This window comes from Candidatus Neomarinimicrobiota bacterium, from assembly GCA_034716895.1.
In the GTDB taxonomy this organism is placed as follows: domain Bacteria; phylum Fidelibacterota; class UBA8477; order UBA8477; family JABMPR01; genus JABMPR01.
This window is the reverse complement of the sequence record JAYEKW010000029.1, coordinates 1-20090: the sequence shown is the minus strand read 5'-3', so window position 1 is coordinate 20090 and position 20090 is coordinate 1. Positions and strand designations below refer to the sequence as shown.

The following is a 20090-nucleotide window of genomic DNA, read 5'->3' as shown; positions in this document are numbered from 1 at the left end:
CATTCAGCTCGAAAGTTTGTAGTGAGCTTGCCTGTGCTGAGCAACGTCAAAGTATCAAAATACAACACCCGTTTCCTCCTCCTCGGCTACCTGCCTGTGCCTGCTCGCACGAAGTCATACTCTAAAGGCTGGCTTCGGCATAGACGACCGGCCTGTCAGAGCAGACGTTTCAGCAAGTGGATACCATATACCGTATAACCCTTATACCTTTATACCCCAGAATATTTTATTGACCCCCAATCTCAATGATTGTATCCAGGTACGCATTATTATGATGAACCATTTTTTAGAAGACTAGCGTTTAAATAATTCTTTATAAATCTGTTTGATAGACAACACACCCACGAGATCCAAGACTGGAAAATAAAGTAAAACCAGGGCGAGGTTTACAAGCAGGTATGGGTGGTCCAGAAATCCCGGAATAATAAACAAAAGGATGATGACTAAAAAATTCTTGCTCATTTTCCAGAAATCATAAGGAATCGGATAGAAGCGACGGACTGTAAAATAAATGATAAAGCCCTGCACGATATAGGTCAGAACCAAAGCATAACCGGCAGCCAGAAATCCCATTCCAAAAACAGATAACAATAAGATGTTCGTGCTAACATTCACCAAAAATCCAATCCCTGTAAAGACGGGAATATAGAGCGTCTTCTTTTTGATGTAGGCACCCACAATAAAGTTCTGAGATAAACCAAAGAGCATGTTTCCCAGTAGAATGAAAGGAACAACCTTAAGCCCCTCGTGGTATTCTTCGGCGATAATATATAATTCCCCATAGGGCAGCTTGAGAAGTTCAACCAGAACCAGGGAAACGGTCAGGTAAATGAAACCGGTAACCGCGACAAACAGGGTAAAAATCCTCGAGAATATGTGCGGCGCATCCGGGTCTTCTCCCTTGGAAAGATAAAAGGGCTGCCAAGCAAATCGAAAAGCCGTGATCAACAAGGCCATGACCACTCCGATCTTGTAACCGGAAGCATACAGACCAACAGCGTGAGAACCTAAAAAATGTTTTAGTAAAAACCGATCGCTGACGCTGATCAAGATCAGAAAGAATACGGCGGGAACGGTGGGTAAACCATATTTAAGAATCTCTTTCCATATCTGCAGGTTCCACTGAAAGCGAAACTGGCGCCATAAAACCGGTGAGCTGAGGATAAATTTTGCGATGGAACTGATCACATTTGATAACAGAATACCTTCCAGTCCCATTTTTTGATAAGCAACCAGATAAATATTCAGCGAAAGATTTATCAATACCTCAACAAAAACAATCGCCACATAATTTACCGGCTTGTTTACCGCCCGGTAGTAAACGATGGGTAAAAAGGCCAGGGCGTCAAACAGAATGATCAGGGTTAAATAGAACAACATGATCGACCTGGAGGGAATGCTGATCAGTTCTGGAGAGAAAGCTGGTAAAACCAGGTAAACACCTGCCGCCAGTAGAAAGGTTGATACAAAGATACTGGTGTAAACGGTATTTAAGATCTGTTTGCGTTTTAATTCGTCTTTTTCCGGAATAAAGAAACGCATAAACGCCGTATCCATCCCATGGATGAAGAAAACATTGGTTAGAGCGATAAACGAGTAAACCAGACTATAGACACCATACTCTTCAGTGCTGATCAGATTGGTGTAAAACGGGAGCAGTAAAAATGTCATCCCACGATTAAGGATGTTTCCAATTCCATAGACCAGAGTGTGTTTGGATAACTGTTTTATACTTGAGGCTGTTTTGCTCATTTTTCCGGAGGTCCCCAGACCTCAAAACTTGGTCTATATTCTAAAAAATCTATGGGGTAGAATGACAAGATGTTGAGTTTTTTCAGAATCCTCGGTTCCGGCTTCCCTTCAAACTGAGCCTTTAATTCGAGGTGCCTGGCTGTTTTTAGAGAATCAAAGCGTTGGGACATTTCACGCGTGTTTTCAAACCGAAGATTACCACCTTCAAACCAAAAACGGTTTATTACCACCCAATCTCTGTTTTCTGTTTTCCAGGTCTCCGGGTATGCCAGCGACCGGATTTTGTGCTCTGCATAACGTTTGGAGGCCCAAACATCCCAGCCGGCTCGCAACCAGTCATCATTTTTCCCTGCATAGTAGGGCTGGGTGACGATCCGGGCTTCCGGTTGATTTATGTTTTTCCCGGCCCAACGAAAAGCCTGTTGCATAACCACCTTATCTTGAAAGTGACCATGTGCATGCAGTAAAGTACGCACAAACATGGGTGAAAAGAGAATGGTTAACATGAATATGGATGTTATCGCCGTGATCCTGGTTGGTATAATCTTAAGTCCTTCAGATTTTCTCAACATGTAAAACACTCGCACAATACCTTCGGCACCGATTAAGAACATGGGTGGCATTATTGGTATTAATAACCGGGGTTTTACACCAAAATAAATCACCGAGAAAACGCCCAGTATGATCCAGGGTACAAAAAGCCAAAACACATCTCTGCGCTTTTCTTTCCACAATTCAACAATAGCCATCACTCCAAACATGGCCAGAAGGGGTGAAAAGAAATCCCATGTGAACAACAGGCGATAGGCTACCCTGAAAATATTTTTAATATATTCAAAAATATTGAAAACAAACTGTTCGCTATAATCAAGCTGGCCATAGCCAATTTGAAATGGATTTCCAAAATGAGTGAAGTTTGTGTAAAGCTGGATTGATATACCCGCTAAGAATCCCAGAAAACCCAGGATCCAGAATGAGGGGTAAAGGAGGAAAGCCCAGATACGCCGATCACCCGTGAGATAGATCAGAAACAGGGGTGCAAAAAAAACATAGTTCCAACGAAACACAAACGCGAGACCCAGTAAAAAGAAAGAGAGGAATAGATCACGCGGGCTTTGAGTGTCCAAAAAGAGCAACATCAAGTATACTGCGGCTAACATCATGGCAAGCGAACCTGGGTCGGAAGCCGAATTAATGCTGTGGATAAACGGACTCTCTGCCATGGCTAGAAGAAGCGCCCCTATTATCCCGGTGGCCGGGTTAAATATTCGTTTACCCAATAGATAGGTAAAGGCAATTGCCAGATAGATAAAGAAAACGCCATGCCAGAAAGCACCCGACTCCATAGATACGCCAAAGCTTTTACTGATAAGCATAAAGGGGATCAGCGTCAGACTGGTACCGACTGGCCAAATGGGAATCATTCCATCAATCTGATATTCTCCACTCTGAATCAGGTTTTCAGCACCATTAAAATAGGCAACCGGATCACCATTGTAGAGATAGGGTCCCTGGAAAGGAAGCCGTGTTGCTACCGTGATAAACAGAAGCACAAATAACACGAGGTAGTGTTGCTTACGCGTAAATGGTTTTATTGCCAGGTGGACCTCCCGATGAATCTTTTTGTCACAAAGACACTACGTCACAAAGAACTGTTGATGCGTTTCGTTTGGCTTTATCGTTAATCATACAAGAGAAGTAAATCCTTGTTGAAAATTTGTGCTTTCGTGTCTTCGTGGCTCTTTTAATGTTTATCTATAAATTGAGTTCAAAGGTATCCCGAAAAACACCTGATGCTCCAAAGTTTTCCTTGAAGCGACCCAACCCAAAATTGGGTTCCATGTTTACCGTAAAAATACCGAAATCCAAATATTTGAAGTTGTTCTGATGACACCATTTGATGATCTCATAAAAGAGCAGGTTGACCGCTCTCAAGTGTTGAAAGTCTTCGTTGTGGCTGATATAAAAGGCCAGAACCACATCCTGGTTGACTTCAAAATTAACCACGCCGGCAACCAGTTTTTCTTCCCAATAAGCCCCAAACAGACGAATCTCATCTGGAAATATAGCTTTTAGCTTTTTGAGCTCATCAAGTGTGTGGGTGGGTTGAACATTGTGGCGAATTTTCAGGTTGTGTTTCAGTATATTGTAAAAGGCTGGCCAGTCATCACTTTCCTGGATGACCACACCACTCTTGATCGCTTTACGTACTGCTGTCCGGTGAGAAGGTCTGAAATATTCCAGGTTTTGTTCCGGTGTTTCTTCAATGGTAAGCATAGAAGAAACATCTCTTTTTAGATAACTGAAACCATGTTTGATCAGGGAAAAATCCAGATAGTTGCTCACCCGGCTTTGGTAAATAGCTGGTGGCAGGGTCATTTGGATTCGATCAAATCCAGACTTTTGAGCATGGTCCAGGATTGCCTCCACATAATCATAGCTATCTCGAATGCTGAGGTTCCGCTCAACGATGATCCCGCCATAAGATGAACCCTGGTGACTAATCAAGGATCTGGTTTTCTGTGCTTTCACATCTACTGCTGGAAAGAGGGCTTTGATTTTTCCTTTTTTTTCAAGGATCAAACTGTGATCAACAAAGCGATCTTTGGGATGGTAACTCAGGAATTTTCGTTCATGAAAAATGGTGCCATTGTTGGCCGAATGCACAAAAGCTTCCCAGGTTGAAGTGTCAGCTTCAGTAAATTTGCGAACCAGAACCGTCATTTGATCTTAACCAACTCCCCAGTCTTTAAGAATATCCTCGGCGTGGGTGGCTACTTTGACCTTGTCGTAAATTTTCTCCACCAAGCCTGTTTCGTTGATTAAAAATGTTTTTCGGAAAGTACCCATGTATTTACGTCCGAACATGGACTTTTCTCCCCAGACGCCGTAATCAGTAACCATCACTTTGTCAACGTCAGCCAAAAGGGGAAAGTTCAGAGATTGCTTAGCAATGAAATTTCTGTGAGATTTTTCACTATCGATACTGACACCGATCACCGCGATATCATTTTTTGTAAACATTTCGATGTTGTCCCTGAAATTACAGGCCTCTTTGATGCAGCCCGGGGTTTGATCTTTGGGATAAAAATAGATAACCAGTTTTTTGCCCTGGTAGTCACTTAGGCTTATTTGGTTCTCATCCTGGTCATTCAGGTTAAAATCCGGGGCTTTATCTCCACTTCTAAGCATCTCTGTTTTATCCTTTTTGTTGATTTGATTTATATCAAGATCTGAGTATCGGACCGGTCAGGCGTCGTAAAAGGGCTTTGATCTCAGCGTTAAAAATATCATCAGCTTCCATTTTTGCTCTGATGGTTTTACAGGCGTGGATCACAGTTGAATGATCCCGTCCCCCAAAAAACAAACCGACGGATTTTAATGAGTTATGGGTTAGTTCTTTGGACAGATACATGGCTGCCTGGCGTGCCAGGGCTACTTCCTGCTTGCGACCCTTTCCATAGATATCATCCTTTTTTACACCAAAGGTTTCGGAGGCCTGGTTGAGGATATCTTCCATGCTCACAATGGGTTTGGCAATCTTTCCTGTAAGATCCAAAAGGACTTTATGGGCGAGTTGGAGATTAATATCACTCTTGGCCAATGAAGAATAAGCCAGTAATCGTATCAGGGCTCCCTGTAGTTCGCGGATATTACTCTCAATATTTGTGGCGAGGTATTCAACCACATCATAAGGGATCTCAATTCCACTTTCTTCTGATTTCTGGCGCAAAATAGCCACCCGTGTTTCAAAATCCGGTGAGTGAATATCTACCAGAAGCCCAGCCAGGAATCGTGAGGTCAGGCGCTTTTGGAGACCGATTTCTCCTGGGGGTCTATCCGTGGATAAAATGATGCGTTTGCCGTTCATATACAGTTCATTAAAGGTGTGGAAGAATTCTTCCTGGGTTCTTTCTTTCTTTTTGAAGAATTGGACGTCGTCCACAATAAGTAGATCAACTTTCCGGTAGCGTTGGCTGAATAGTCCGGCTTTATTTTCTCGAATGGCGCTGATAAAGTCCAGGGTGAACTTTTCAGATGATATATACATCACCTTTTTCGTTGGGTTGAACTGGTGAAACCCGTTACCGATAGCATGTAGCAGGTGGGTTTTTCCCAGACCTACACCGCCGTAGATAACCAGGGGGTTATACAGATTGTTATCTTTTGAGTTGACCACTGCTTCGGCTGCGGCTTTGGCGAATTGATTGTTGGGTCCTTCAACAAAGTTACTGAAGGTAAATTGTTCATTAAGGTTGGTTTCCATGCCATTGTGTCTGACAACAGGTGTTTCGGGTTCAAAAAAGGGCTCGGGTTGCGCTGCATTTGCCTGGTCTTCCAAAACAATGGAATATTCCACTCGCATAGGTCGGCCACTAACCTCTGCCAGAGTGCTCAGAATTATTTCCCCGTAGTGGGATTTCATCCAGTCGTAAAAAAACTGATTGGGAACCTTAAGGGTCAGAACTGACTGATCTTCGGCTAGTTGTGTGATTGGTTGAAACCAAGTTTGAAATGTTTGGTTGGGTACCCGTGTTTCTAGTACCGTTTTGACATTTTCCCAAAGTGCCTGACTCAAAGCTTACCCCGTCATATATTCACAAGTTATCAACAATTGTTTGGGTGCTCTTTGTTTTAAAAGGGCAGACTTAAAGTAATCGCCCATGCTCTCTTGTAAATCATTATTTTACTCAATTAAGGCTGTCGATATTTACTGGTTTTATTTGTTCTCTGGCTTGTCTTTTAGGGAATAGTGGGTGCTGCCAAGCCGATTTTGATACGGTTCAGCTTATACTTTTGGCTCTTGTTTGGATCTGAAACATCTGTTTTCAACCCGATGTAAAAGATCTGCACTTAACTGTATTGAAAAATTGATTTTACTATACTCCATGTTATATTGGCGGGCTTTTAAAAACATGTTATTTATTGGAGTAATGATTTACAATGAAAAGAACCTATCAGCCCAGCCGGCGCAAACGTCATAATAAGCACGGATTCCGCGCTCGCATGAAAACCAAGAATGGTCGTAGATTACTGGCCCGCCGCCGTGCCAAGGGAAGAAAACACCTCACCGTTTCCGGTTAAGCACATCGACCGGGCAACCATCGCTGATTACCTGAAGAGCGGTCGTCGCTTTACTATGCGGGGAATAACTTTGTATACAAAACCCACAGATATTTTGGAAGTGGGTTTTTTAATTAGGCGTAGAGCTGGCAATGCTGTGAGACGAAATAAAACACGTCGTTTATTTAATGGTTTGCTGCTTAATGCCATTATTCCTTTTCTCGCACAGCGCGGTTATCTATTTCTGTTTCATCGATCCTTCTTCTCTGGATCATCTCTGGCCACTTCTGTTCAACTGCTTGTGAAAAGATCTCAGCATGCTACTCAATAAACCATTTATTCTATTGATCCGCTTTTATCAGATAGCACTCAGCCCATTATTTCCAAACAGCTGTCGTTTCTACCCCACTTGTTCACATTATGCTATAGACGCTTTCGAAATTCTACCTTGGTGGAAGGCTTTACCAAAATCAATTTGGAGAATCCTTCGATGTAATCCTTACTCCAAGGGTGGATTCGATCCCGTTATTAAAAAATAAAGGATTTACATATACTTATGACTGAATCGAACAGAACACTCATTGCTATTGCCCTTATGGGCCTAATCCTTTTGGTCTTTTTCTCAGATTGGTATCAGGAAATAGTTGCACCTGGTAGCACCGCTCCCAAAAAGCCACATATAGAGTCAACTTTTACAACCCCCACTGATACCAGTGTAATTGTCGAAGCCGAAGACGTTCCTCCGGTCGCCTTAACTCCGGTTTATGTAGATACTTCAGATTATGCAATTGGCACAGAATCCCGGGTCATCGTTTCGACCCCCTTGTATGAGTTGCACTTTTCAAACAGGGGTGGCGGCTCTCTTGAGCGGGTTTATCTAAACCATTATCTCACAAAGGACAGTTCCAGAGTACAGTTGATCTCTGATTTAGCGAGGGGGGTTTTAGCTAATCAATTCATCGGGTATGATGTTGAAAATTTTGACACCAAAGACTTGCTTGCGGAGTGCTCAATGGGTGATGCACCCGTTTATGATTTTCCTGTTTTTGGGAAGCCGGCGTCCTTTTCATTTGCGCTTAATTTGGGCTCTGGCGCCAAACTGATTAAAACCTTCACTTTTTTTCCAGACAGCTTTCACTTTGACCTGGAGCAGGAATTGATCAATTTTGACCAGGTAAATGCGGGTCGTTATTTTGCCACGTCTTGGAGTGGAGGAGTCGCCCCAACAGAGCAAAACCGTAAAGATGATCTCTACTATTCTGAAATGTATGCCTTGCTGGGTGATGACAGTGGTCCTACTGATTATTCTGCAGATACTGACCGTGAAACAGATGTCCAAACCGCCTTAACTTCATGGGTTGCTTCCCGTTCTAAATATTTTACGGCTATCCTCATTCCGGAACAGCCTGTCTCAGAGTTTAAATCCTTACGTTATCAAACCGCTGGAGATAAAGATCATTCTCTTAAAATATTTGATTTTGATGTTCGTGATTCTTTCGATCGTCGTAATGCTATAAGTCAATCCAATTATCGGGTTTATGTGGGACCGCTTGATTATGATATTCTTAAGAGTTATGGTCTTTACTTCGAAGAAATGATGAATTGGGGCTGGTTTGGAATCATTGGCAAGGGTGCCCTTTGGGTCTTCAAGGCTATCTATCGAATAATTCCTAACTATGGAATCGTACTGATCCTTTTCTCTATTTTAGTTAAGCTGCTCCTGGCGCCCCTGACAAAAAAACAATTTTCCTCAACTCAGAGCATGCAACAGGCACAGCCTCAGATCGCTGCATTAAAGGAAAAATACAAGGACGACTCCAAGAAGCTTAACGAAGAAACCATGAAGCTATACAAGGAACTTGGCATCAACCCGCTGGGGGGCTGTCTGCCCCTGGTGATCCAAATGCCCATTTTAATCGCCATGTTCAATCTTTTCAGAACAACAATCGAATTGCGTGGAGCAGCTTTTGGGGGGCTGGAATTCTGGATCTCTGATCTCTCTCTGCCTGATACCGTTGGAACCTTCATGGGTTTTGATATCAATCTGTTACCGATCATTATGTCTGCAACCATGATCTTGCAACAAAAGATGATGTCGCCCAGCTCGGCGGCAACAAATCCTCAAATGAAGAATATGCCCTACATTATGACGGCCGTTTTCTTCTTTATGTTCTATACTTTTCCCTCAGGGTTAAATTTGTATTACACCTTATTCAATTTGATGTCGATTCTCCAACAAAAACTTATGCCCAACAAACCGCTACCCGTTTTAGCGTCACCTGGTAAAAAATCGGCTAAGAAGAAAAGTAAGAAATAATCTAAGGGTTCCCTGTGTTAGCGTTTGACCAGGACACAATTGCCGCAATATCGACACCACCGGGAATCGGCGGTTTAGCTGTTATCCGGCTTTCTGGCCCACTTGCGTTAGAAACCATTAAATCGCTTTTCACGGGTTCCGATAAACTCATTCCTCGTTTTGCTGTATTCGGAAAACTTAACCATCCTGATCTTGGTTCTGGAGATTTTGATGAGTGCGTTGTCACCTTTTTTAAGGGACCCCATTCAGTTACCGGGGAAGATCTTGTTGAGATTTCTATCCACGGGGGTACATACCTGCAGCAAAAGCTACTCGAGGTGCTTCTACGTGCACCGGGTATTAGAGCCGCTGGTGCAGGGGAATTCACCTTGCGCGCCTTTTTAAGGGGCAAGATCGATCTAAGTCGGGCAGAAGCAGTGGCCGACCTTATTCATGCAAAAGATGAATCAGCGCATAAAAATGCTTTGCAACAACTTCGTGGTGGACTGCGAAATCTGGTAGATGGCATGTCTCATGTTCTAATCGAAATTCTTACCACGCTTGAGGCAGAATTGGATTTCTCCGATCAGGAAATAACGATTACCCCTCCTGCTACTTTCGTCAATCCCCTGTTGGCCATACAGAGTACCACTCAGGACTTATTGGAAACTTACTTTTACGGACGCCGACTTGAAGAGGGGTTCCGCGTTCCGCTGGTTGGTGCTCCCAATAGTGGTAAATCATCTTTATTTAACCTGTTGGTTGGACAGGAGCGAGCCATCGTCACTTCTCAAGCTGGCACAACTCGTGACACAATTGAGAAAACCATTTTGGTTGCCGGCCATTCTGTGACCCTGGTGGACACTGCCGGCCTCCGTGATGCCCGTGATGATGCAGAACTTTCTGGCGTACATCGCAGTAAAGATGAAATTGAGCTTGCTGATCTAATTATTTTAGTACAATCTCCCGACACCACCAATACCGATCCTCCAAAATCTATCAACACACCACAAATTACTGTTTATAATAAAATTGACATCGATACCGAACCACCAATAGATCACGATGTATACCTGTCTTGTGTCACGAACACCGGTATTGACACATTAAAAGATTTGATTTATTCACATATTATCAACATGAAAAGTGCGGGTGTTCAAGGGGTTATCTTAAATAATGAGCGCCACCGTGATGTTTTTAATCGTTTTGCTGTCCAGTTAACCAATTGTCTTGACGCCATTAATAATGAGTTGGGTCCTGAGTATATCGCTTCAGATCTGCGGCTCGCTCTTGATGTTTTAGGCGAGATCACCGGCAAAACCACACCTGATGATATTCTTAATCATATCTTCAGTGGTTTTTGTGTCGGAAAATAGACACTGATATGCTTGTTTCACGTGAATCATACGCTGTGATTGTGGTTGGTGGGGGTCATGCTGGCATAGAGGCCGCCCTGGCTGCCAGTCGTCTTGGTAAAAAGACTCTTTTTATAACCATGCAGATTGATGCTCTGGGGCGTGCTTCCTGTAATCCGGCTATAGGCGGGCTGGCCAAAGGTCATCTTGTGCGTGAAATCGATGCCCTGGGTGGTGAAATGGCTAAAGCCACTGACGCCACAGGTATTCAATTCAAAATGCTTAATCGATCCAAGGGACGAGCTGTTTGGTCACCTCGAGCCCAAATCGACAAACACGCTTATAGCGCTTATATGGTTGATGTTTGCAGGTCTCAATCTAACCTGGAGCTTTTTGAAGATGAGGCCGTGGAGGTTCTTGCTGACCCTGAAAAACAAAAACTTACCGGCGTTGTCACCCGCAACGGAACCCGCTTTTCCTCCGATACACTTATTTTAACCAATGGTACTTTTCTTAATGGACTGATTCACATTGGTGATAAACAGTTTTCTGCTGGACGTATTGGTGAATCAGCCAGTGTCGGTATTACCGAATCTCTGGCAGCTTTTGGTTTTGAGACTGGACGCTTAAAAACCGGCACACCAGCCCGGGTCAAACGGAACAGTATTGATTTTTCCAGGACCACACTGCAGACGGGCGACGAAGATCCAGAACCCTTTTCTTTTTCCACAACAAACTTCAACCCGCCTAACGAAGCGTGCTACATCACCAAAACCAACCCACAGACCCACGCTATTATTAATGGTTCGATCGAGTTGTCTCCTTTATTCTCAGGAACCATCAAAGGGGTGGGACCCCGATATTGTCCTTCTATCGAGGATAAGGTCGTGCGCTTTTCAGACAAACCTTCTCATCAGCTTTTTCTTGAACCGGAATGGTCAAATGCTGAACAAATTTATGTAAACGGGTTTTCATCTTCGCTACCAGAGGATGTTCAGCTCACCAGTTTGAGATCCGTCCCTGGTCTGGAACGCGTTGAGTTTATTCGTCCTGGTTACGCCATTGAGTATGATTTTTTCCCTCCATCACAATTAAAAGCATCGCTTGAGACAAAACGGATCGCCGGGCTATTTTTTGCCGGGCAGATCAACGGCACATCGGGGTATGAGGAAGCGGCTGGACAAGGCCTGATCGCCGGGATCAATGCCTGTCTTTATATTGATGAAAAACCACCTTTTGTCCTGGGTCGAGAAGAGGCCTACTTAGGAGTCCTTATCGACGATCTAATTACCAAAGATACGGACGAACCCTACCGGATGTTCACCTCCAGAGCCGAACATCGTCTTTTGCTACGGTACGATAATGCCCACTTTCGACTTGCTGAGCGAGGGTATTCGCTGGGCCTGACCGACGAGACTCTTTATAAGCGGGTTGTTAGGGAAAAATCGCAGGCGGCCAAGGCTGAGACCCTTTTTGAAACGCTTTATCTAAAGCCGGAGATCATCACCGCTTTAATTGATGTTCAAGCCCCGGTAAAAGAGAACCAGTCTATCGCCAACCTGCTCCGCAGACCACATGTTTCTATCACTCAACTGTACTCCGTTTTACCCGACTGGATCAAAACACTACCCCCTACCCTTTTGAACCTCATTGCCACCAACACCAAATATCGTGGATATATAGAACGCGAGAAACTTCAGGTCGAGCGGCTTTCAAAACACCAGGATATGATCATCCCCACTTCGGTTAATTATAATGATATGACTGCGATTTCTTTTGAGGCCAGACAAAAGTTGCAGCGAATCCAGCCCGAAACCATTGGCCAGGCCTCCCGGATTAGCGGGGTTAGCCCTGCCGACATCTCTATTCTACTTATCTTATTGAAAAAAACTGTTTCACGTGAAACATCCTGATCTTTTTTCTGCTACCGCAGAATTTTACAGCCACCCCGGTTCTGCTGTATATGATGTGGAACCGGCCCTGCTCCCCTTTTTAATTCAGGCTAACCAGATAAATGGCGCTTCTGTTTTGGTTCTGCCCGACAAATCTTCAGCCGAACGCTTGCTGAATGACCTGGTGGCGCTTGATCTTGGGCGTGAGATCCACTTTGTTGGCAGTGATCGGGTTGATGGTATCGATACAGGACAGTCTGGGCGAGCGCTTCGAGCTCTGCTTGAGGCTCTGCCGGCGATCTATGTAACCCAGGCCTCTGAATTGTTAAGCGGTATTTCCAGTAATGCTCTCAATTCGTTCACCTTAAAAAAAGGTGGGGTTTACTCCATTGGCGAGCTTGAGAACACGCTGGTAAGCTATAGTTTTGAGCGTGATTCTTTTGTAGTTGAACCTGGATATTTTACTGTCAGGGGTGGCGTTATTGATGTTTTCCCTGGTGGTGGCGACAACCCGCTTCGTTTGGATTTCCTTGGTGACACCCTTGAGTCTATCCATGAGTTTGACCCTTCCACCCAGCGCTCTGTTAATGAATTGTCGGAAATGACCCTCTTCCCGGAAAATCCTTTTGAGCAGACCGTCATTGATCCACTGCTGGAATCTATTCCTGAAAAGGTTTCCTTTTTCCAGTATCGGCCTCTCCTCGAAGACACAAACTCTTCATCGGTCGCGACTCTATTGCAAAAACAGAAAAAGCAGCGTTCTGTTTTTTGGTATCAGTCCAAGGACACGGTGGGATCACACTGGGATATTGAGGTCCAACCAGAGTTTCAGCGCAACCTGGAAGCGGTTCGCGCTCGCCTTCGTCATTTAAATGATGCGATTTACCGGGTTTATATCTGCGCTGATACGGGAATTCAGCTCGATCGATTACGCGTTTTGTTTGAAGATTTTCGGTTTGAAACAGTTCGCCTTTCTCTCTCCTCCGGCTTCATTGACCACCAGAACAAGCTGGCGGTACTCACAGATCATCAAATCTTTGGCCGAAATCGGAAAAGGAGTATTATTCCACGCCTTTTTCCGATTAAACCCATTACCCGAATAGAAGCTTTTGAAGAAGGTGATGTGGTTGTTCATCTGGATTATGGAATTGGTAGATATCTGGGCACCCAGCTAATACCTGTTAATAATTCCATGAGAGAGGTTCTGGCGCTTGAATATGAGGCTGGCGACCATGTTTACGTACCTGTAGAAAAAATGCATCGTGTGCATAAATATGAATCTCATGTCGAAATTCCTCCAAAATTAACCCGTTTACGCACCACCGAATGGGATCAGGTCAAACTTAAAACCCGTAGAGCTGTTGACAATTATGCCAAAGAGCTTATCGAGCTTTATGCCAACCGGTTCGTGGTTGAGGGATTTCCTTATAGCCCGGATACTGATTTCCAAAAACGCATGGAAGCCTCTTTTGTCTATGATGAAACCCCTGATCAACTTGTTGCCGTAGAAGATATCAAGCGGGATATGGAATCTTCTCATCCTATGGATCGTCTTTTGTGCGGCGATGTGGGTTTTGGCAAAACTGAAGTCGCCATGAGGGCTATGTTCAAGGCTGTCAATGATTCGCGTCAGGTTGGAATTTTGGTTCCCACAACCATTCTGGCTCAGCAACACTTCGAAACTTTCCTGGAGCGCTTCGCTGATTATCCGGTGAATATTGGGGTGCTCTCGCGTTTTCGAACTCCAAAGCAAATAAAAGAAACCCTGGTCGCCCTTGAAAAAGGGACCCTTGATGTGGTTATCGGCACGCATCGGTTGTTGTCTAAAGATGTTGTTTTTAAACAACTTGGATTACTAATTATCGATGAAGAACATCGTTTTGGGGTGAAACACAAGGAGCGTATAAAAGAGATCAAAACCTCGGTTGATTCTTTATCAATGACGGCCACCCCTATCCCCAGAACCCTGCAAATGTCACTCATGGGGGCGCGAGATATGTCCATGCTCAAAACCCCACCAAAAGATCGTCAGCCAGTGGAAACCATTGTTATGGATTTTGACGAGGGGCGGATCCGGGAGGCAATCCTGAGAGAGGTTGATCGTGGAGGACAGGTCTTTTTTGTACATAATCGTGTTGAATCTATTGGCATTATGCTTCAGCGCTTGCAAACCCTGCTACCCCAGGTGCGTTTCGGTTTGGGACACGGTCAGATGAACCCAAGAGCCCTGGAGCGGGTCATGCTTGGCTTTTTCCATCATGAATTTGATGTTTTACTGTCTACGACCATTGTTGAATCCGGGCTTGATATCCCAAACGCCAACACTTTGATCGTAAACAGGGCTGATGCCATGGGTCTTTCTCAGCTCTATCAATTACGGGGACGCGTTGGACGGTCTCATCGTAAAGCCTGGGCTTATTTTTTAGCTCCTGGATTCCGTAAACTCAGTGTTAATGCGATTAAGCGCCTGAATGCACTGGAAAGACATGCCCATTATGGTGGTGGCTATGAGATCGCCATGCGTGATCTTGAGATCCGTGGTTCCGGGAATGTCTTTGGAACCGAACAAAGCGGTCAGATAGCAAATATTGGTTATCATCTCTATACCAGGATCCTGAAAGAGACCCTGGAGTTGTTAAAAGAAGTTGGGGATGACGAGGCTGTAATTTTCCCGGCTCCCGACATGACCGTCGATGTGGAAATGCAGCTTCCTGGGTCATACATTGAGGATACAGTCGAAAGAATTGCCCTCTACCGTCGCATAGCGGAAGGTGAAAATATTGCCGCGATATATAGTCTTCGCGGTGAACTCAGGGAGCGTTTTGGTCGCTTGCCTGGTTCGGTTCAGAACCTGATCGACGCCACCCTGGTCAAGATTTTAGCGCGTTCTTTGGGAATAAGAAGCGTGGTGGTTAAATCCGGGCGGGCACAGGCTGATTTTTTACCTGAACATGTGGAACATGCTGGCGGAAAGATCATTAAAGACTTGTCTCGGGCCCTTAGTGAAACCGGTCTGAAAGTAGAAATAATAAACAATCGTTCGTTGACATTTTTCATAATGGATCCTGGTTCTGGCGGCTCTTTGAATTCACTTAGAATATTCTTGGAAAGCCTGATGCTCCCGGCTAAATTTTCCGAACATACAAATAAAACTTAACTCTAATATAATCATAAGGTTAATCAAATGAAAACTCGCTTTACCCTTCCCCTCATCGCCTTGGCGATCCTGGTCTTTCTGTTTGCTTGTTCCACTATGGACAGCGATACTCTGGCCACCTTAGATGGAGAATCTATCTCCATGGATGACTTTACCTCTCATAATCCTGCCGTTCGTTTTGCTGACAAAGACCACGACTACATCGACTCAAAGGTGGATGAATTTGTCAAAAAAGCTTTGTTCACACGCGTAGCGTTAGAGCGCGGACTCGACAATGATCCCGATATTCAGTCCAAAAAAATGAAAGCTGAACGTCGCCAAATGCTCCAGTACGTCTATGACCGGGCGATCCTGGGTGCTGTCATAAATGATGATCTGCTCCGTGAGATATATGATCGGTCTGGTACCGAATTGAAAGCCAGACATATATTGGTGCAATACAAGGGCGGGCCACGCTCAAGTTCGGATCGCAGCAAGTCTGAAGCGCTGGCCATTATGGGTCAGATCAATAATCGTCTTTCAAAAGGTGAGTTGTTCGAAGACCTGGCCAAAGAATTCACTGAAGATCCTTCTGGAAAAGACAGTGGTGGTGACCTGGGCTGGTTTGGCTGGGGAAAAATGGTGGGACCTTTTCAGGATGCCGCTTTCGCTTTAGCACCAGGTGAGGTTTCCAATGTTGTTGAAACGACCTTTGGTTATCATATCATCAAACTGGAGGCTAAGCGTGAGATTGAACGCGGTTCCTTTGAAGAAGAGAAATCCGCTCTGAAAAATCAAGCGCGCAAAGATAAGGGACAAGAACTGAGTCAGCGCGCCAATGCTTTTCTGGAAAAACAAAAGGCTGGGGCTGGTTTTGAACTCATCACTGAAAACATCCATACTTTTTTCCTGATATTTGAAAAATCCACTTTTAAACAGGCTCCCATGGATGAGGTCTTCAAAAAATTGAATTTTTCAGACCCTTTGTTTGAGCTTAACGGCAAAGCGGTGGGTGGTGACTGGATCATTGAAGAGTTAAAAGCCATGGATGATGGCCAAAAACCACGTTTTAAATCAGAGAATCAGTTAATGACCATTTTTGATCAACTGGTTACCCAGAAGCTTATTCTTGATTTCGGTTATGGTGAAAAATACGAACAGGAAAGCGCTTTTTCCGACAAGATCAACAAACTGGTTGAGCGCTATGCTTATGATGCCTTTATCGCTTCTGAGATAAACGAAGCTCTTGAACCAAGCGATGATGAATTGATGGCTTTTTATGAAACCAATAAAGCCAAAAAATACATGGAAAAAAAGAAGGTTGTGGTTCGAGAGATCTTTGTCAAAGACAGTTTGCTGGCTGTTGATCTGAAAAAACGTCTGGATGCCGGCGAATTGATCGACCTGTTGGCAGGGCGTTATACTGAAAGAAAGGCCACCAAAGACAAACGCGGTCAGCTTCCTCCCTTTCAGGAGGGTCGCTATGGATTGATGGGTAAAGAGGCTTTTTCGTTGGAGATCGGTGATATCGCTGGTCCGGTCAAGCTTGGCAACGGATATTCCATAATAAAGCTCGAGAAGGTCATTCCTGAAGGAGCAAAACCCTACAGTAAGGTCAAGGGTCGCGTAAGAACTGAGATCGTGGGAGAGCTACGAAACAAGCGCACAGAAGCCGTTTATGCTGACCTCAAAAAGGATCACTCGGTTAAGATCAATCATGCTGCTGTCCGTGCTTTTTATGATGCGGCAAACAACTAATCATTAACTCCGCATGAGAAATACTTTTTTGCTTATAGTAACCCTGCTTTTTGCGGGGTTATTATCTTGTTCCAGTGACCAAAACGATGGTCTTATCGCCAAGGTTAATCATGAACGTCTTTTAATGGACGATTTAATATTAATGTTTCCGGGATTCCGGGCTTTAGACAGTTTGCAAAAATCTCTTTTGGTTGAGAATTGGGTCAGAGAAACCCTCCTGGCTCAGGAAGCGGAGAAGAACCTGATCCACCGTGATCCGGTTTTTAATTATCGGGTTGAAACATACAGGCGTAGACTGTTGGCTGATAAACAGCTTGATGCTCTCTTAAGGGATAAGGGAAATATTAAGCGGTCTGAGATTGAAACCTATTATCAAAACAACTTGGTCTCTTTTCGGCGCCAGAGTAATGAGTTTTTTGGCTTTCATGTACTCCTGCCCACCAAAAATGAGGCGCGGGAGCTTGAAAAAGCCATTGAAAAAGGCGATCTTGAGAAAAAGCAGGCGCTGGTAGCTATGCATCCCAAAGAAACCGGAACCTTTCGGGTTGAGAAGCTGCTCCCTGAAGTAAAAGAATACCTGCTTAAAAAGAAGCGCGAAGGCATCTTTGGACCGATAAAATCTGATCTTGGCTGGCATCTCGTTGAAGTAAAGACTTGGCATGATCGTGGTTCAATTAAAACCCTGGATGAAGTCTGGGAGGAAATTGCGGCTCGTCTTTCAATTAATCGACAACGATATATTGAGGCTCAGATAGTTGATAGCCTCAGAATATCCAGTACTATTCTGTTAAATAAAGATGTTTTATACGGAAGTTTTCCGAAATAGGTAGTCCAATGCAAATTAGAATTTTTCTTTTCATGTTACTCTTGTTCCAAAGTACCCCGGCTCAACAATTAATTGATGGGGTTGCAGCCATTGTTGGTGAAAAAGCCATTCTTTATTCAGAGGTGGATCAGGTTACCCAACTGTTTGCTATGCAGGCCAAGCTTCCGGCGAATTCTGCTCCTGAGATAATTCAGCAGTTAAGGGTTCGTGCCTTGGATGAATTGCTCAATCAACAGGTTCTGCTTGAGTATGCCCGCCAGGAAACCATTGAAGTGGAAAACAGAACGGTTGAAATGCAACTTGAGCAATCCTTGAACAGTATCGAGATGCAGTACGGTAGTCTGCGAAAAGCAGCAGAGGCTTTTGGAGTCGATCTCTACAAGATCAAAGCTTATTACGAGGATCAAATTCGCAATAATCTTTTGGTTGAACAGGTCAAAATGGAGCTGTTTAGTGATATTAAGGTAAGTCGTCGAGAGGTTGAAGAATTCTATTCTACCTGGCAGGATAGTTTTCCTGATAAAAATCCACAGGTCGATTTTTCTATTCTCTCTGTCCCCATCGATTTAGGGGAAGACAAATTAAGGTTATTGGGTGATCAGCTGCTAGCTATCAAGCAGGATATAGTTGCTGGTGTGACCACTTTTGAGGATGCTGCATTAGAGCATTCTATGGATCCAGGATCTGCAGTTAATGGAGGCAGTCTAGGTTTTGTAGGTAGGGGTGTCTTTGTAAAACCTTTTGAAGATGCTGCTTTTGCACTAGCCCCTGGTGAAATAAGCGGTCTCGTAGAAACACAATTCGGTGTGCATCTCTTGCGTCTTGATGAAAAGTCCGGTGACCAACTGAAGGTTTCTCATATTTTACTGATGCCTGTGGCTAACGATGATGACCGGGCCACTACAGCTCAAAAACTTGAAGCGCTTCGAGCTGACATCAAAGCTGAAAAGACGAGTCTTTCTGAGCAAGTAGCTATTTTGTCAACCGATGACTATGTTCGCTCTCGTAAGGGTCGTATGGGTCTAACTGATATTTCCCTTTTGCCCGAGGATATTCATGATCTCTTATTGAATATCCCACTTGAAAAGTTATCTATGCCTGTCTTTAGTGGGGATCAGTACCACCTGATCGTTGTTCATCACCGCATTCCAGGAGGCAAGATAAACCTAAATGATCACTGGACTGAATTGGAAAACATGAACTTGGAGTTTAAAAAGCGCCAGCGATATGAGAACTGGATCACTGATCAACGCGAGCGAATGTATATTCAACTCAAATAGATTGTTTTTGATGTTGTCTGCCTTTTTTGTGGTTTCTTTCCCACTTTTTTGACTTATAAACATTCCTCTTCACTTTAATATTTTGCTAAAGCAGTTGTTTTTATGCACCTTATATATACGTTCTCAACTTATACTCACTATCCACATAATAGTTATCAACAGGAAACCTTTTGTTGGCTTTCTATAAATAATGTGTAAAACCACCCTCCATTCAAACCATCAATAAACATATACTCACAATATTTAATATAATATCAACAGTTATTTTAGAATGCATTGATACTATAAAAGGATATTTTTCATATGGTTATACAATAATATGCAATACTTATCAACATTTTTGAACGACCTAACTACTACTACTTTATTATTAAATAAGAAATATATTAGTATTATACCGACCTACCGGTCTGTGTTTAGAATTATTATTTAGTGAACGGTGTGCACTTATATGCGCTTCAATTCTGATTGTATGGACTTTTTTTGTAAAAACAGATTAATATCCAGTGATTCATAGATTATGGAAAATATCTCCTGTGGATACTACCTTCTATATTCGAACTGAATTCAAGAAGTAATTTTATGGCTCTTCCCCTAAATGCGTACCTGTAGACGAGGATGTTAGGGATATAAGGGTATAGAGGCTGTGTGAAAACTTCATTGCGCCGGAATAATTACTTTCTAACATTAGCTTTGGTTATCTACCTATGGTGCTGTTAATAATGATACTT

Annotated in this window: 15 protein-coding genes; 10 read left to right on the top strand and 5 right to left on the bottom strand. The window is 43.7% G+C overall.

Features of this window, described 5'->3' with window-relative positions:
- Positions 1 to 294: 294 nt before the first annotated feature.
- The 5 genes from U9Q77_02275 to dnaA form a co-directional block, all read right to left on the bottom strand.
- Positions 295 to 1752 carry an oligosaccharide flippase family protein gene (locus tag U9Q77_02275; protein ID MEA3286191.1) on the bottom strand — a complete coding sequence of 486 codons (1458 nt, stop codon included), beginning with the start codon at positions 1750 to 1752 and terminating at the stop codon, positions 295 to 297.
- Positions 1749 to 3314 carry a glycosyltransferase family 39 protein gene (locus tag U9Q77_02270; GenBank protein MEA3286190.1) on the bottom strand — a complete coding sequence of 522 codons (1566 nt, stop codon included), beginning with the start codon at positions 3312 to 3314 and terminating at the stop codon, positions 1749 to 1751. Before U9Q77_02270 ends, U9Q77_02275 begins: the two co-directional genes overlap by 4 nt.
- A 193-nt stretch (positions 3315 to 3507) precedes the next feature.
- Positions 3508 to 4476 (bottom strand): GNAT family N-acetyltransferase, encoded by a 969-nt coding sequence (locus U9Q77_02265; protein ID MEA3286189.1) that lies wholly within the window; start codon positions 4474 to 4476, stop codon positions 3508 to 3510.
- 6 nt (positions 4477 to 4482) lie between these two features.
- Positions 4483 to 4944, bottom strand: coding sequence for a thioredoxin-dependent thiol peroxidase (gene bcp / locus U9Q77_02260; protein ID MEA3286188.1), 462 nt, complete (start codon positions 4942 to 4944; stop codon positions 4483 to 4485).
- 34 nt (positions 4945 to 4978) lie between these two features.
- Positions 4979 to 6331, bottom strand: a complete 1353-nt coding sequence (dnaA, locus tag U9Q77_02255; protein MEA3286187.1) for a chromosomal replication initiator protein DnaA — start codon at positions 6329 to 6331, stop codon at positions 4979 to 4981.
- Positions 6332 to 6696: 365 nt separating this feature from the next.
- On the opposite strand from dnaA, the gene rpmH reads away from it, so the two are divergent.
- The 10 genes from rpmH to U9Q77_02205 all read left to right on the top strand — a co-directional run bounded on the left by rpmH (position 6697) and on the right by U9Q77_02205 (position 19359).
- A complete protein-coding gene (rpmH, locus tag U9Q77_02250) occupies positions 6697 to 6837 on the top strand; it encodes a 50S ribosomal protein L34 (GenBank protein MEA3286186.1) in 141 nt (46 codons plus the stop codon).
- On the top strand, positions 6773 to 7147 hold the full coding sequence (locus U9Q77_02245) for a ribonuclease P protein component (protein ID MEA3286185.1): 375 nt from the start codon (positions 6773 to 6775) through the stop codon (positions 7145 to 7147). Before rpmH ends, U9Q77_02245 begins: the two co-directional genes overlap by 65 nt.
- Positions 7134 to 7355, top strand: a complete 222-nt coding sequence (yidD, locus tag U9Q77_02240; GenBank protein ID MEA3286184.1) for a membrane protein insertion efficiency factor YidD — start codon at positions 7134 to 7136, stop codon at positions 7353 to 7355. Before U9Q77_02245 ends, yidD begins: the two co-directional genes overlap by 14 nt.
- A gap of 17 nt (positions 7356 to 7372) precedes the next feature.
- Positions 7373 to 9133 (top strand): membrane protein insertase YidC, encoded by a 1761-nt coding sequence (gene yidC, locus U9Q77_02235; protein MEA3286183.1) that lies wholly within the window; start codon positions 7373 to 7375, stop codon positions 9131 to 9133.
- A gap of 14 nt (positions 9134 to 9147) precedes the next feature.
- Positions 9148 to 10488: a tRNA uridine-5-carboxymethylaminomethyl(34) synthesis GTPase MnmE gene (gene mnmE, locus U9Q77_02230; GenBank protein MEA3286182.1), complete on the top strand. Its 1341-nt coding sequence runs from the start codon at positions 9148 to 9150 to the stop codon at positions 10486 to 10488.
- Between the two features lie 8 nt (positions 10489 to 10496).
- Positions 10497 to 12380: a tRNA uridine-5-carboxymethylaminomethyl(34) synthesis enzyme MnmG gene (mnmG, locus tag U9Q77_02225; GenBank protein MEA3286181.1), complete on the top strand. Its 1884-nt coding sequence runs from the start codon at positions 10497 to 10499 to the stop codon at positions 12378 to 12380.
- Positions 12367 to 15516, top strand: coding sequence for a transcription-repair coupling factor (gene mfd / locus U9Q77_02220; GenBank protein MEA3286180.1), 3150 nt, complete (start codon positions 12367 to 12369; stop codon positions 15514 to 15516). The genes mnmG and mfd overlap by 14 nt, the downstream gene beginning before the upstream one ends.
- Before the next feature lie 27 nt (positions 15517 to 15543).
- Positions 15544 to 17253 (top strand): peptidylprolyl isomerase, encoded by a 1710-nt coding sequence (locus U9Q77_02215; GenBank protein ID MEA3286179.1) that lies wholly within the window; start codon positions 15544 to 15546, stop codon positions 17251 to 17253.
- Positions 17254 to 17377: 124 nt separating this feature from the next.
- Complete coding sequence (locus tag U9Q77_02210; GenBank protein MEA3286178.1) at positions 17378 to 18079, top strand: peptidylprolyl isomerase; 702 nt, start codon at positions 17378 to 17380, stop codon at positions 18077 to 18079.
- Between the two features lie 8 nt (positions 18080 to 18087).
- Complete coding sequence (locus U9Q77_02205; GenBank protein MEA3286177.1) at positions 18088 to 19359, top strand: peptidylprolyl isomerase; 1272 nt, start codon at positions 18088 to 18090, stop codon at positions 19357 to 19359.
- Positions 19360 to 20090 lie beyond the last annotated feature (731 nt).